General features: G+C 73.2%; 11 protein-coding genes. 3 read left to right on the forward strand and 8 right to left on the reverse strand.

Annotated elements, in window-relative coordinates; all coding sequences use genetic code 11:
- Window positions 1-76: 76 nt before the first annotated feature.
- Complete coding sequence (locus ACTJK8_RS09425; RefSeq protein ID WP_245295974.1) at window positions 77-1,336, reverse strand: flavin monoamine oxidase family protein; 1,260 nt, start codon at window positions 1,334-1,336, stop codon at window positions 77-79.
- A gap of 230 nt (window positions 1,337-1,566) precedes the next feature.
- On the opposite strand from ACTJK8_RS09425, the gene ACTJK8_RS09430 reads away from it, so the two are divergent.
- The 3 genes from ACTJK8_RS09430 to ACTJK8_RS09440 all read left to right on the forward strand — a co-directional run bounded on the left by ACTJK8_RS09430 (window position 1,567) and on the right by ACTJK8_RS09440 (window position 6,884).
- Complete coding sequence (locus ACTJK8_RS09430; RefSeq protein WP_043073871.1) at window positions 1,567-2,268, forward strand: sulfate transporter family protein; 702 nt, start codon at window positions 1,567-1,569, stop codon at window positions 2,266-2,268.
- Between the two features lie 101 nt (window positions 2,269-2,369).
- Entirely contained in the window at window positions 2,370-3,644 is a 1,275-nt protein-coding gene (locus ACTJK8_RS09435) for an efflux RND transporter periplasmic adaptor subunit (RefSeq protein ID WP_440761832.1), read from the forward strand.
- A gap of 357 nt (window positions 3,645-4,001) precedes the next feature.
- The gene (locus ACTJK8_RS09440) at window positions 4,002-6,884 is read left to right on the forward strand and encodes an EAL domain-containing protein (protein ID WP_440761833.1); all 2,883 of its coding nucleotides are present in this window, start codon (window positions 4,002-4,004) and stop codon (window positions 6,882-6,884) included.
- 62 nt (window positions 6,885-6,946) lie between these two features.
- On the opposite strand, the gene ACTJK8_RS09445 is transcribed toward ACTJK8_RS09440, so the two are convergent.
- From ACTJK8_RS09445 to ACTJK8_RS09475, 7 genes are all read right to left on the reverse strand, one after another.
- Window positions 6,947-8,329, reverse strand: a complete 1,383-nt coding sequence (locus ACTJK8_RS09445) for a class II 3-deoxy-7-phosphoheptulonate synthase (RefSeq protein ID WP_012319647.1) — start codon at window positions 8,327-8,329, stop codon at window positions 6,947-6,949.
- Between the two features lie 127 nt (window positions 8,330-8,456).
- Window positions 8,457-8,774 (reverse strand): RNA polymerase sigma factor region1.1 domain-containing protein, encoded by a 318-nt coding sequence (locus tag ACTJK8_RS09450; RefSeq protein WP_012319648.1) that lies wholly within the window; start codon window positions 8,772-8,774, stop codon window positions 8,457-8,459.
- 55 nt (window positions 8,775-8,829) lie between these two features.
- The gene (gene gor / locus ACTJK8_RS09455; RefSeq protein WP_024829755.1) at window positions 8,830-10,212 is read right to left on the reverse strand and encodes a glutathione-disulfide reductase; all 1,383 of its coding nucleotides are present in this window, start codon (window positions 10,210-10,212) and stop codon (window positions 8,830-8,832) included.
- A complete protein-coding gene (locus tag ACTJK8_RS09460; RefSeq protein WP_440761867.1) occupies window positions 10,209-11,411 on the reverse strand; it encodes an O-antigen ligase family protein in 1,203 nt (400 codons plus the stop codon). The genes gor and ACTJK8_RS09460 overlap by 4 nt, the downstream gene beginning before the upstream one ends.
- Window positions 11,412-11,471: 60 nt before the next feature.
- Window positions 11,472-12,062 carry a DUF2059 domain-containing protein gene (locus tag ACTJK8_RS09465; protein ID WP_012319651.1) on the reverse strand — a complete coding sequence of 197 codons (591 nt, stop codon included), beginning with the start codon at window positions 12,060-12,062 and terminating at the stop codon, window positions 11,472-11,474.
- 44 nt (window positions 12,063-12,106) lie between these two features.
- The gene (gene rpiA / locus ACTJK8_RS09470; protein ID WP_059409980.1) at window positions 12,107-12,820 is read right to left on the reverse strand and encodes a ribose-5-phosphate isomerase RpiA; all 714 of its coding nucleotides are present in this window, start codon (window positions 12,818-12,820) and stop codon (window positions 12,107-12,109) included.
- 130 nt (window positions 12,821-12,950) lie between these two features.
- The gene (locus tag ACTJK8_RS09475) at window positions 12,951-13,427 is read right to left on the reverse strand and encodes a hypothetical protein (RefSeq protein WP_012319653.1); all 477 of its coding nucleotides are present in this window, start codon (window positions 13,425-13,427) and stop codon (window positions 12,951-12,953) included.
- Between the last annotated feature and the right edge of the window lie 118 nt (window positions 13,428-13,545).

The following is a 13,545-nucleotide window of genomic DNA, read 5'->3' on the forward strand; positions in this document are numbered from 1 at the left end:
GTCGCGTTTCGGCCGGGGGATGCCCGTCTTGTCCGGCTGCGGCAAGCGCCCCGGCCGCTTCCGGGGCCTGCCCATCTCAGCCTGTGCCCGCCCGGATACGCTCCCGGGCGCCGTCCGGTACGATGGCGGACACGGCCTCGGCGGCCCGGACGCCCTCCTCGTAGGCGCCGCCGACCGTGCCCCACTGCTCGCGGGACAGGGCCTCGCCGGCGAACCAGACCGTGTCGGCGACGGAGGCGCGGAGGGCCTTTCGCGCCGGTGCGTGGCCCGGCGGGACCACGGCCCACGAGCCGCGCGACCACCGGTCGTGGCGCCACGCGCTCACCGCCGGGATCGTCAGGTCGCGCAGCCGCGCCCGGCCGAAATGCTCGGTCAGGACCGCGCGGACGTGGCGGCGCACGCCGTCCGCGCCGGACCCGGCGGCATCGATCGCCGCGGCCTCGTGCAGGTCGAGCTCGTAATAGTGGAACGGCGTGTCGTCGATGCGGGTGAGGAGCCCCGGCGGGGCGCGCCGTCCGCCGTGGATCGCCGCCAGCCGGTCGCGGCCGCGGAACGGGCTCGACGGCCAGTGCAGCACCGCGTGCTCGTAGATGCCGGTGGTGAAGCCGTCGATGGCGGCGCGGACCGCGTTCGGCAGCGGCGGCGTGAAGGCCGGCCCGTCCCGGAGCACCATCATCGGCACCGTCACGATGACCGCGCGGGCGGCGTACACGGTCCCGTCCGCGCCGGTCGCGCGGACGCGGCCACCCGACCAGTCGATCCGCGTCACCGGGGTCGCGAGCGCCACCGGCAGGCCGTCCGCCAAGCGGGCGATGTAGCTGCCGTAGCCGTCGGCCAGGAAGTAGTTGTCGCCGTATTCCAGGCTGGGGAAGTCGTGGAGCGAGACCTCCGCCAGCGGCCGGCCCGAGACGAGACCGTGCACCTGCGCGACCCGCTCGCCCCAGGCGCCGAGGCCGGGCGGCAGGGCGCTGGAGGCCGGCCGGTCCGGGCCGGGTCGCGCGGCGCCGCGGGTCATGGCGCGGTCCGCGCGGTCGAAGGCGCGCCCGTTGGCCCGGACATCGTCGGCGCGGCCGGGCCGGCCGCCGACCCAGACGTGGCTCTCCTGCGCGGCCCGCCGGAGCCTCTCGCCGCGCGCGCGGCCGAGCGCCACGAGGGGATTGATCGGTCCGGCATGGAGCCAGTGGGCGCCGAGATCGAGGGCGTGGCCGCGCAGGGAAACCGTCAGGGCGCGACCGCCGACGCGGTCCCGCGCCTCCAGCACCGCGACGGACACACCCCGGGCCGCGAGAGTCCGGGCCGCCCCGATGCCGGCGGCGCCGGCGCCGATCACCAGCACCTCCGGGTGCTCGGGCCGCGGCGCGAGGCGCGGCCTGTAGGCCGGCTGGACGACCGGGTCGACCCACCGGCGATCGGACGCCCGGGGCGCCGAGACCTGTCCTGTCGTGTCCTGCACGCGCGCTCCCCGCACCCTGACGCCCCCGCGACGGATCCCGATCTTGCACCGGTCGCCGCACCGCTCCACAACGCGCCGGCGCCGCTTCCGGCGCAGGCCGGAATCCTCGCCCGATGCTCGTCGAGTCCGCCGCGGCGGCTTTGCGCCAGACCTTCTCGCCGCCGCTGCGCGCGATCCTGTGGAAATCCCTCGGCCTGACGGTCGGGCTCCTGCTCCTGATCTGGCTCGGCCTGACCCGGCTGATCCAGGCGTTCCAGGCGAGCCACCACATCTCCGCCCAGTACCCGATCCTCGACAGCCTCGCCTACTACCTGGCGGGTTTCGGTCTCGTCGTGGCCCTCGCCTACCTGATGCCGGCGGTCTCGATCCTGGTGGCGGGCTTCTTCCTGGACGACGCGGCCGAGATCGTCGAGCGCACCGATTTCCCGAACGAGCCGCCCGGACGCGCCATGCCGTTCGGAACGGCCATGCTCTACGCCCTGCGCTTCGCCGGCGTGACGCTGCTGGTGAACCTCGCGGCCCTGGTGATCTTCTTCGTCCCGGTGATCGGGATCGCCGCCTTCTTCGCGGCCAACGCCTACCTGCTGTCCCGCGAGTATTTCGAGATGGCGGCGGCCCGGTTCCGCCCCCTCCCGGAGGCCGCCGAGATGCGCCGCGCCTTCTCGGTCCGGACGCTCGGCGCCGGGTGCCTGCTGGCCGGCCTGATGATCGTTCCGATCCTCAACCTGCTGACGCCCCTCTTCGGGATCGCCCTGATGGTCCACCTGCACAAGCGCCTCAGCCGGCGCCTGCTGGTGGCCGGTCCGGGGCGCTAGGTCGGCGCGCCGATGCGGCCAATCCGCACGCTGGCCGTCCGGGCCGCCGACCGCTACCTTCACCGTGACCCGGCCGGATGTCCGGGGCGGAGAGCCGATCGATGAAGGCGCACGACGCGGGCGCGGACGTCCCTCCGCCGCCCGGCAAGGCCCCGTTCCTGCTGGTCGGCCTCGCCGGACTCGGCCTGCTCGCCTGGGGTGCCTACGGCCACTGGCAGCGCGACGCGGCGGCGACCGCGACTCTGGAGCGGATCAAGACCCTCGTGCCCCAGGTGCGCACCGTGGCGGTCGAGCGCGCCGAGGGCCCCCTCGATCTCGTACTTCCGGGCGAGATGCAGGCCTTCACAACGGCGGCGATCGCCGCGCGCGCGACCGGCTACGTCGCCGAACGCCGGGTCGATATCGGGTCGCGGGTGAAGGCGGGCGATCTCCTCCTGCGCATCGCCGCCCCGGATCTCGACCAGCAGCTCGCCCAGGCCGAGGCGCAGGTCGGCCAGCTGAAGGCGCAGCTGCTCCAGGCGCAGGCGCAGGTCGAGCAGGCCCGCGCCAACGTCAACCTTGCCAACCTCACCAACAACCGCACGAGCACGCTGGCCGTCCAGGGCTGGGCCTCGCGGCAGAATGCCGACAACACCCAGGCGGGCGTGCTCAGCCAGGCCGCGGCGCTCGCCGCCGCCGAGGCCGGCGTGAAGGTCGCGACCGCAAACATCAAGGCGCAGGAGGCCGTGGTCGACCGCCTGAAGGCACTCACCGCCTTCGAGCGGGTCGTGGCGCCGTTCGACGGCGTCGTGACGGTGCGCAACGTCGATGTCGGCGATCTCGTGCGCGCCGACAACGGCGGCACGCCGCTCCTGAGCATGGATCAGGACAGCCTGCTGCGCATCACCGTCAACGTGCCGCAGAAGGACGCCGTCGGCGTCGAGCCCGGTGTCCGGGCCGAGATCACCGTGCCGCAGATGCCGGGGCGGCGCTTCGACGGCTTCGTGGAGCGCAGCTCCGTCGCGCTGAACGCGGCGTCGCGCACGCTGACCACCCAGGTGGATGTCCCCAACGCCGATCGGGCGCTGCGGGCCGGGCTCTACGCCTACGTCACCCTCAAGATCCCGCGGGCCGAGTCCGGCGTGACGATCCCCGCCGAGGCGACGGTGTTCAGCGGCAACGACCTCAGGGTAGCTACCCTAACCGACGACGACCGGGTGACGTGGCGGACGATCCGCGTGCGGCGCGATCTCGGGCGCACGCTGGAGCTGGAATCTGGGCTGCCCGCCGAGACCCGGATCATCTACAGCCCCGCCCCGGACCTGCGCGACGGCCAGTCGGTCGAACCCCTGAAACCGTCGCCCGCGCCCGGGCCGCTCCGCTCGGCTCAGCGGTGACCGCCGGACTGATCCGCGCGTGCGCGTCCGCGGATACGGCCTCCGGCGCGGCGGATACCGTTCGATACGCCGGTGTCGAGGCGGCGACATGGGCATCACGGCAAGCGGCCCGTCCGAATCCGCTGCTGAACTGCGCGCCAATCAAGATGAAAACTTGAGCTCGGCCGACAGGATCCGCCCAGCGGCAGAAACGCGGTGCCGCAGATCTCCGCGATCGCGCGGTCGACTGGGCGGAATCTGCCGATTGCTGTGCGCCAGGCGTGCGCGACTGATCTGAGATCGCGAGGCCGCCGGCTAATTGCCTCTTAACAGGTGTCATTTATCGCTGGCCGGACGTGTGACCCAGCGACCGGTGCGATGCGAGACCCCGAGACGCCGACGGATTGCGGAGACCGAGCAGGGCGTTCTCGCGCGGCCGCGACGCTGACGGGCCGCGTCACGACGATCCGCGCCGCGGTCGGCGTCGCATTCCTCTGTGTCGCCCTCCTCCTGGGCGCGCTCGCGCTCTCGACCGGCTTGGCGATCTTGCAGGTGGGCGGGCTCGCCACGCGGACCTACGACGAGTCCCTGACGTCGATCAGCTTCGCCCGCGCGGCGGCGGCCGACTTCGCCAAGATGCGCACGACCCTCATCCGGCGGATGCAGGCCCGCGACGGTGCCGAGGTGGCGAAGCGGGATTCGGAGATCACCGATCTCTCGGCGGTTCTGGCCGAGGATCTCGTCATCGCGGCCGAGCGTGCCCAGTCCGAGCGGGCTGCGCGGACGGCCCAGGCGGTCCAGGCCGGCGTGGCTTCCTGGGAGAGCCTGCGCCGCGAGCTCGACCCCGTGACGGTGCGGCCGGATCAGGCGGCGGCCCTCGAACGGCAGGCCGACGCCGTCGAGGGCCAGATCGATCTCCTGATCAACGTCATGGCCGGCGACGGCTTCACCTTCAGGCAGGCGGCGCGGCAGCGGGTGGTGGGCGCGATCCGATGGCACGCCGTCGCGGTCGCCCTCGTGATCCTTGCCTGCGGGCTGATCGCCTGGCTGCTCACCCGCCGCATCAGCGGATCGGTGAGCGCGGCGGCCGAGGCGGCCGAACGGATCGCGGGCGGTCAGCTCGACGATCGGATCCCCACCGGCGGTCGCGACGGACTGAGCAGGCTGCTGGATGCCGTCGCGGCGATGCGGTCGACCATCCGGGCGCTGACGCTGCGCGAGGTCAGCCAGCGCCGGGTCGCCGAGGCGCTCGTGACGGACGCGCTGCAGACGTCGCGGGAAGGCGTGGTGGTGGTCGATGCCGACGGCCGGATCGCCCTGGCGAACGCGCAGGCCCTCCGCTTCTTCGTTGGGCTCGCTGCCGCCATCGAGGCCGGTCTGTCCCTGACGCGGATTGCGGACGAGCCACGGGACAAGCACCGGGAGGTGCTGGACGATTGCTTCAGGGCCCTGGCCCGGGACGGAGACATCCGATTGGCCGACGGCCGCTGGCTGCGGGTGAGCCGCAGCGCCACCCGGCAGGGCGGCTTCATCGCGGTGTGCAGCGACATCAGCGTCCTCAAGGAGCAGGAGCGCCGCCTCACCCAGACCAACCTGCGCCTCGACGCGGCCCTCGACACCATGTCCCAGGGGCTCTGCCTCTACGACGGGCAGAGCCGGCTGATGGTGGTCAACCGGCGCTACAGCGAGATCTACGGCCTGCCGCCCGGCGCGGTCGTGCCCGGCATGACCGCGCTCGAGGTCCTGAGCGCCAGCCTAGCGGCCGGCAACCACCCCGGCTGCGATCTCGAGGCCCTGCTGCGGCAGCAGCGGGACGCCTTCAGCAACGGCGCGTGGCAGACGCATTTCCAGGAACTGAGCAACGGTCGCATCGTCGCCATCGACCGTCGCGAGGCCGCCGATGGCGGTTTCGTGGCCACCTACGAGGACGTCACCGAGCGCCGCCGGGCCGAGGCCCGCATCGCCTTCATGGCGCATCACGACATGCTGACCGGGCTGCCCAACCGGGTGGCGGTGGGTCAGCAGATCGACGTGGCCGTGGCCCAGGCCGGGCGCGACCAGGGCTTCGCGGTCTTCGCCATCGACCTCGACGACTTCCGGCCGGTCAACGAGACCCTCGGCCACGGCATCGGCGACGAGCTGCTCGTCGCGGTCGCCAACCGGCTCACCGCCTGTGTGCGCGAGATCGACTGCGTCGCCCGCCTGGGGGCCGACGAGTTCATCGTGGTCCAGCGCGGCGTCGACCGGCCCGAGGACGCCGCCATCCTCGCCCGGCGCATCATCGAGGTCGTCGGCGCGCCCTACAGCCTCACGCACCACACGATCAGCGTCGGGCTCACCATCGGCATCACCCTCGCCCCCAGCGACGGGTCGAACGCGGACAAGCTCCTGAAGAACGCCGAGGTCGCCCTCGATCGGGGCAAGACCGAGGCGCGCGGCGCCTTCCGCTTCTTCGAGCCGGCGATGGATGCCCGCCTCATGGCGCGGCGAATCATGGAGCGCGACCTGCGCGACGCCCTCGCCCGGGAGGCGTTCGAGGTCTACTACCAGCCGATCTACAGCCTCGAGACGGACCGGATCTGCGGCTTCGAGGCGCTGCTGCGCTGGAACCACCCGGTCCGCGGCTTCGTCTCGCCGGCCGAGTTCATCCCGATCGCCGAGGAGCTCGGGCTGATCGTGCCGCTCGGCGAGTGGGTGCTGCGCCGCGCCTGCGAGGAGGCCGCCCGCTGGCCGGACGAGCTCAAGGTCGCGGTCAACGTCTCGGCGGTGCAGTTCACCTCGGCGAGCCTCGTCACCGCCGTGCGCGAGGCGCTGCGGCGCACCGGCCTGCCGGGCCGGCGCCTGGAGCTGGAGATCACCGAGACGGTGCTGGTGGCCAATCCCGGCGCCACGACGGCGATCCTCCACAGCCTCCGCGCGCTGGGCGTGCGCGTGGCGATGGACGATTTCGGGACCGGCTACTCGTCGCTCAGCTACCTGCGCTCGTTCCCCTTCGACAAGATCAAGATCGACCAGTCCTTCGTGCGCGACCTGTGCGTGAAGGACGGGACCGACTTCATCGTGCGGGCGGTGATCGGCCTCGGCGCCAGCCTCGGCATGACGACGACCGCCGAGGGCGTCGAGACGGAGGCGCAGCTCGCGCACCTGCGCGCCGAGGGCTGCGACGAGGTCCAGGGCTACCTGTTCAGCCGCCCCGTCCCCGTGTCGGAGGTCGCCTCGGTCATCCGCCGCTGGAACGGCGCGCTCCGGGCGATCGCCTGAACGCCGCGGCGTCCGGCGGCGCGCGCCGCCGGCCGGCCGGACGCGCGGTCCGGTGGTCCGCCCTACTCGGCGGCGTCGAGGCGCGGGCGCTCCACGTGGCTGCGCTCGGCCTTCACCAGCTCGGCCGTGCGGAACGCCACCTCCAGCGCCTGCTCCGCGTTGAGGCGCGGGTCGCAGTAGGTGTGGTAGCGGTCCTGCAGGTCGTCGGCGGTCAGGGCCCGGGCGCCGCCCGTGCACTCGGTCACGTCCTTGCCGGTCATCTCCAGGTGGATGCCGCCCGCGAAGGTACCCTCGGCCCGGTGGACGCCGAAGAAGCCCTCGATCTCCTGCATGACCCGCTCGAACGGCCGGGTCTTGTAGCGGCCGGCCGGGATCGTGTTGCCGTGCATCGGATCGCAGATCCACACGACCGAGCGGCCTTCCCGCTCGACCGCCCGGATCAGCGCCGGCAGGTGGTCGCCGACCTTGTCGGCGCCGAAGCGGCAGATCAGGCTGAGGCGCCCCGGCTCGTTCTCCGGGTTGAGCAGGTCGATGAGCCGGATCAGGCCCTCCGCCTTCATGGACGGGCCGCACTTCAGGCCGATCGGGTTCTTGATGCCGCGGGCGTACTCGACGTGGGCGTGGTCCGGCTGCCGGGTCCGGTCGCCGATCCACAGCATGTGGCCGGAGGTGGCGTACCAGTCGCCGGTCGTCGAATCGACGCGGGTCAGCGCCTCCTCGTAGCCGAGCAGCAGGGCCTCGTGGCTGGTGTAGAAGTCGGTGGTCCGCACCTCCGGATGGGTCTCCGGGTTGATGCCGATCGCCCGCATGAAGTCGAGGGCGTCGGTCATGCGGCCGGCCACGTCCTGGTAGCGCGAGGATTGCGGCGAATCCTTCACGAACCCCAGCATCCAGCGATGCGCGTTCTCGAGGTTCGCGTAACCGCCGGTGGCGAAGGCGCGCAGCAGGTTCAGCGTCGCGGCCGACTGGCGGTAGGCCTCGAGCTGCCGGCGGGGATCCGGGACCCGCGCCTCCTCCGAGAAGCCGATGCCGTTGACGATGTCGCCGCGGTAGCTCGGCAGGCTCACGCCGTCGAGAGTCTCGGTGGGCGACGAGCGCGGCTTGGCGAACTGCCCGGCGATGCGCCCGACCTTCACCACCGGCGAGCCGCCCGCGAAGGTCAGCACCATCGCCATCTGCAGGAACACCCGGAAGAAGTCGCGGATGTTGTCGGCGGAGTGCTCGTCGAAGCTCTCCGCGCAGTCGCCGCCCTGGAGCAGGAAGGCCTGGCCCGCGGCGACGCGCGCGAGCGCGGCCTTCAGCTTGCGGGCCTCACCGGCGAAAACGAGCGGCGGAAAGCTCGCGATCTGCGACTCGACGGCACCCAGGGCGGCGGCGTCCGGATAGGCCGGGACCTGCTCGATCGGCAGATGCCTCCAGCTCTTCGGTGTCCAACGCTCGCCCATGACCTCTCTCCGCGCACCCCTTCGTGCGATCGCGCCCTACGCGCGAAGCGCGGCTTATAGAGAGGTTCCCGCGGACATGCGAGTGCCGCGAGAGGGGGGCAGGCGCGTCCCGGAGTCGGGTCTCGCGTCAGGCCTCGCCGTCCTCGACTTCGATCCCGTGCTCGGCCAGGATCCAGAAGATCGCCTCCAGGTCCTCGGCCGAGACGTCCCGGGGCGGCAAGGCCTCCTCCAGGTCGTCGTAGGTCAGGTTGCGGCTGCGCTGCGCCTCCGCCTTGGCGAGGAGGCGGTCGATCGCCTGCCGGATGTCCGGCGAGAGCGCCTCGTGGCTCGGCGGCCGGTGGAAGGCCGGCCGCAGGGCGTCCTCCAGCAGGCCGTCGATGACCGCCTGCCGCCGCGCGTGCGCGTCGTCCTCGCGTCGTCCCTTGCCGGTGCCCTGCTTGCCCATGCCCCTGATATGGCTCGGTCGCGCACCGCGTCGAGGCCCCGGCCGCGCGGAGGTCTCAGCCGACGCCGACCGGGTGCTTGGTGACTTCCGGGACCCGCATGGTCACGAGCTCCTCGGCGGCGGTCGGATGGACCGCGATGGTCCGGTCGAAATCCGCCTTCGTGGCGCCCATGGTCACGGCGATTCCCACCGCCTGGATGACTTCTCCGGCGTCGTGGCCGAAGATGTGGACGCCCACCACCCGGTCGCTGGCGCAGTCGACCAGCACCTTCATGAGGATCCGCTCCTCGCGGCCGGACAGGGTCGCCTTCATCGGGCGGAAGCGCGCCTTGTAGACGTCGATCTTGCCGTAGATCTCGCGGGCGGCCGCCTCGTTGTGGCCGACGACGCCGATCTCGGGGGTCGAGAACACCGCGGTCGGGATCAGGCGATGATCGACGCAGGCGGGCTTGCCGCCGTAGACCGTGTCGGCGAAGGCGTGGCCCTCGCGGATCGCCACCGGCGTGAGGTTGGCGCGGTTGGTCACGTCGCCCACCGCGTAGATCGAGGGAACTCGGGTCTGCGAGTAGGCGTCGACCGGGATCGCGCCGGCGGCGTCGGTCGCGATGCCGACGCGGTCGAGGCCGAGGCCCTCGACGTTCGGCCGCCGGCCCGTCGCGACGAGCACCTGATCCACCAGGATGTCGCTGCCGTCGTCGAGCTGCGCGCACAGCCCGCCGTCCCGGCGCTCGACGCGCCGCAGCGTGCGACCGAGCCGCAGGTCCATCCGCTGGCCGTAGGCCTCGGCCAGGGCGTCGCGGATCTCGTCGTCGAACCCGCGCAGCAGTCTGTCGCCCCGGTGCAGCAGCGTCGTGCGGCTGCCGAGCGCCGCGAAGACGCCGGCGAATTCCACCGCGATGTAGCCGCCGCCGATCACCAGGATCCGCTCCGGCAGGCTCTCCAGCTCGAACACCTCGTTCGAGGTGATCGCCAGGTCGATCCCCGGCACCGCCGGCTCCTTCACGGGATGCGCGCCGACCGCCACCAGGATCCGCTCGGCGCGGACCGTGCGGCCGGACGCCACGAGGCGGACCGTGTGGGGATCCTCGATCACCGCCCGCTCGGGCACGATCTCGACGCCGGCGCGGATCAGGTTGGCGTCGTAGATGCCCTCGAGCCGGGTCACCTCCGCGTCGCGCCGCGTCTTGAGGGTGCCCCAGTCGAAGCGGGGCTTCTCCACGGTCCAGCCGAATCCCGCGGCGTCCTCGAACTCGTCGGCGAAGCGGCCGGCATAGACCATCAGCTTCTTCGGCACGCAGCCGCGGATCACGCAGGTGCCGCCCACCCGGTACTCCTCGGCCAGCATCACCCGCGCGCCGTACCCGGCCGCGATCCGCGCCGCGCGGACACCACCGGACCCGCCGCCGATGACGAAGAGGTCGACGTCGAACGCGCTCATGCCGGACCTTCCCGCTCGGATCTCTCGCGCGCGCCGGCCGGAGAGGCCGCGCGCATCCAGGTGATGGCAGCGCCGAGCCCCGCCGTCCACCACGCCGCCCAGCCGTTGTGCTCGACGAAGGCGATCGCCGCCGCGCAGGCCAGGAGGCCGAGGGCCGCGGCGCGGTCCGGCCGCGGCAGCGGCGCGATCCGCGCGAGCAGCAGCAGCAGCGTCAGGGCCGCGAGGATCGCGCCGGGCAGGCCGAGCTCGGCCCAGACCTGCAGGAAGCTGTTGTGCGGGTGCCCGACCCCGAGGAGGACGCGCATCTCCGGCGGCACCGTTCGGGCGACCGGCGTCTCGGCGAAGCGCGCGCTCGTGCCGACGCCCGCGCCGCGCCAGGGATCGGCCGCCACCGCGGCCCCGAAGCTGCGCGCGATCGCGACCCGGGCCCGGGACGAGGACTGGACGAGGCGCTCGTGGGCGGCTTCCGGCATGGCGCGGGCGAGGAGGTCGCCCTCGACCGGAGCGAGCGCCACGGCGAGACCGAGACCGAGGCCGGCGAGTCCCAGGCCGACCCGTGGGGGCAGGAGCCGCGCCAGGGTGGCCGTCGCGGCACCCGCCAGGAGGCCGAGCTGGGCGGCGCCGCTGATCGAGCGGAGCACGCCGAGGCCCGCGAAGGCGAGCGTCGCGGCGGCGAGCCCGCGGGCGCGGCCCTTCCAGAGCACGAGTGCCAGTGGGCCGGCCACGAGGTCGAGGGTCAGGGCCGGCCGGTTGTGCACGAAGGCGGCGACCCGGCGCCCGAGCGCCCGCTCCAGGACGAGATCGGCGGCGAGATCCGCCGCGATCAGGAGTCCCGACAACCCGATCGCGATCGCGCCGAGCCGCGGCGCGAAGGCCGGGATCCGCCCGGGCGCCAGGCAGGCCAGCAGGTAGGCGGCGAGCAGCGTCGGGAGGAACTCGCCCAGCACCCGCAGGGAGACGACCGGGAACGGGCTCCAGGCCAGGGAGACCAGCGCCCAGGCCATGAAGGCGAGCGCCGCGCCGGCGAGCGGCGTCCGCAGCGGGGACAGCAGCGCGCCGCGCAGGGCGGACGCGTCCTCCGCCCAGCGTCCGGCCAGGAAGGCGAGCGCCGCCAGGCCGACGACCAGCGGGCTCGACCGGTTGGCGAGCACCATGGCGAGCGGCGTGGCCGCGAGCAGCGCGCCGCCCGCCGCGTACATGCGGCCGGCCGCGTTCACGGACGGTCTCTCACGGCGATCCGCCCGCAGGAGCGGCCGCCCTCACTGCATCTGGTGCCCGCGCTTGCCCATCTCGGCGCGGACGCGAACCATGACGTATTCCGAGACGTCCTGCGTCCAGTCCTGCATCTCCTGCACCATCTCGTCGAGGAGCTGCGGCTGCGCCTCCACGTAGTGCTTGCCGGCGGGCGAGCGGAAGAAGGTCGCGATCTCCTTCAGCTCGGCTTCGGAGAACTTCGACGCGTAGGTGCGCGCCGCGATGTCGATCATGCGCTGCTTCTGCAGCTCCATCTCCGGCTGCAGCGAGGCCAGGACCTCCTCGAGGTCCTTGGAGAGCTCGGGGCGGGTGACCGTCTGCTTCCGGATCTGGTCGGCGAAGGCGGGCAGCACCGAGTCGAACGACCGGGCGATGCCGGAGCTGAGCATCACCTCGCGGGCGAGCGCGAGGTGGGCCGGCGTGTAGGTGGCCGCGGCCGGGCTGTTGGCCGCGGGGGTGCCGGCGGCCGGCTGCGCCGCCGGCTTGGCCTGCGCGGCCTTCTGCGGCTGCGCGGCCGCCGCGTGGGGGAGCGCCAGGAGCGCGAGGCCGAGCGCGAGGCTGAGGAGGCCTGGCACGGCGGTGGGACGACGGGACATGCTGGACTTTCTTGCGAGGATGGCCGGCGATGGAGGGCGGCGCCTCAGGTGAGGCTGCCGAGAACGGTGACCTCGGCCTGCCCGTCCCGCGCCGCCGCCAGGATCGCGGCGTCGGCGATGCCGAGGAACAGGCCGTGCTCGACGACGCCCGGCACGGCCCAGAGGGCGGCGCCGAGGGCCTCCGGATCGGGAATCGCACCGAGGCGCGCGTCGAGGATGTAATGGCCCCCGTCCGTGACCAGGGGCTTGCCATCGGCCTGGGCGCGCAGCCGGACGTCACCGGAGCAGCCGGCCCCCGCGACCGCCGCCTCGACGGCGCGGTGCGTGGCCTTGAGGCCGAAGGGATTGACCTCGACCGGGAGCGGGAAGGCGCCGAGCCGCGCCACGTGCTTGGCCGCGTCGGCGATCACCACCATGCGGCGGCTCGCGCAGGCGACGATCTTCTCGCGCAGGAGCGCCGCGCCGCCGCCCTTGATCAGGCGGAGCCGGTCGTCGACCTCGTCGGCGCCGTCGATGGTCAGGTCGAGCTCGGGCTGCTCGTCCAGGGTCGCGAGGCGGATGCCCAGGCTCTCGGCCTGCGTGCGCGTGGCCTCGGAGGTCGGTACGCCGACGATGTCGAGGCCGGCACGGACGCGCTCGCCGAGGAGCGCCACGAAGGCCGCCGCCGTGGAGCCCGTGCCGAGGCCGAGCCGCATGCCCGGCTCGACGAGGTCGAGGGCGCGGGCGGCCGCGGCCCGCCGCAGGTCCGGCCCGCTCACCGGGACACCGCCCGGTCGGCGAGGGTGAGCGAGGGAGCGCGGGTCATGGGCAGCCGGTCTTTCCGTGAGCGTCGGGCGGCCCGTAGCACGGGACCGGGCCGACCGGAACGCCCGCGCCCGCACGTCCGCGTCACGGGCGGCCGCCCTGTGTCGGGGTGGCGCTGGCGCCGGCGCGACCGGGGGCCGGACCGGTGAGCGGGGTGTCGGACGCGCCCTCGGCGCCGGGCTTGCCCTGCTGGGTGCAGACGACCTGCTCCTTCTTCACCAGCACGAAGCAGATGCTCATCTCGCCGGTCCGGTAGTTCACGCGGAAGACGCCGGCCTCGCGGGTGTGCCGGCTCGCGACCAGCCCGTATTCCGACGGGGTCTGCGGCCCGGCGCCCTCCCCCGGCCCGAAGCACACCGTCTGGCCGATGCCGCCAGCCGATTCCTGGAGCCCGTACTGGCAGGAGGTCACCTCGCCGGTCACCTTGTCGACCCGGTACATCCGGTTCAGGTCGGTCTGCGGGGCGGGAACGAACTCGAAGGAGGTCGCGGCCGCCGGCAGGGCTTGCAGCGCGGCGCAGGCGGCCAGGAGCGGCAGCAGGAAGGGCAAGGAGAGTTTCATCGCGGGTCCCGGGGCTGGTACGCGCTGCGTTTGTCCGCGCTTTCGGGCGAGTCTGGGGCGCTCGGTGAGACGATCCGCGCCCCGCCGTACACCGAAGGCTGGCTTGCCCCGGTTCCCC

It is taken from the genome of Methylobacterium sp. 22177, from assembly GCF_052045615.1.
GTDB classification, from domain to species: domain Bacteria; phylum Pseudomonadota; class Alphaproteobacteria; order Rhizobiales; family Beijerinckiaceae; genus Methylobacterium; species Methylobacterium radiotolerans.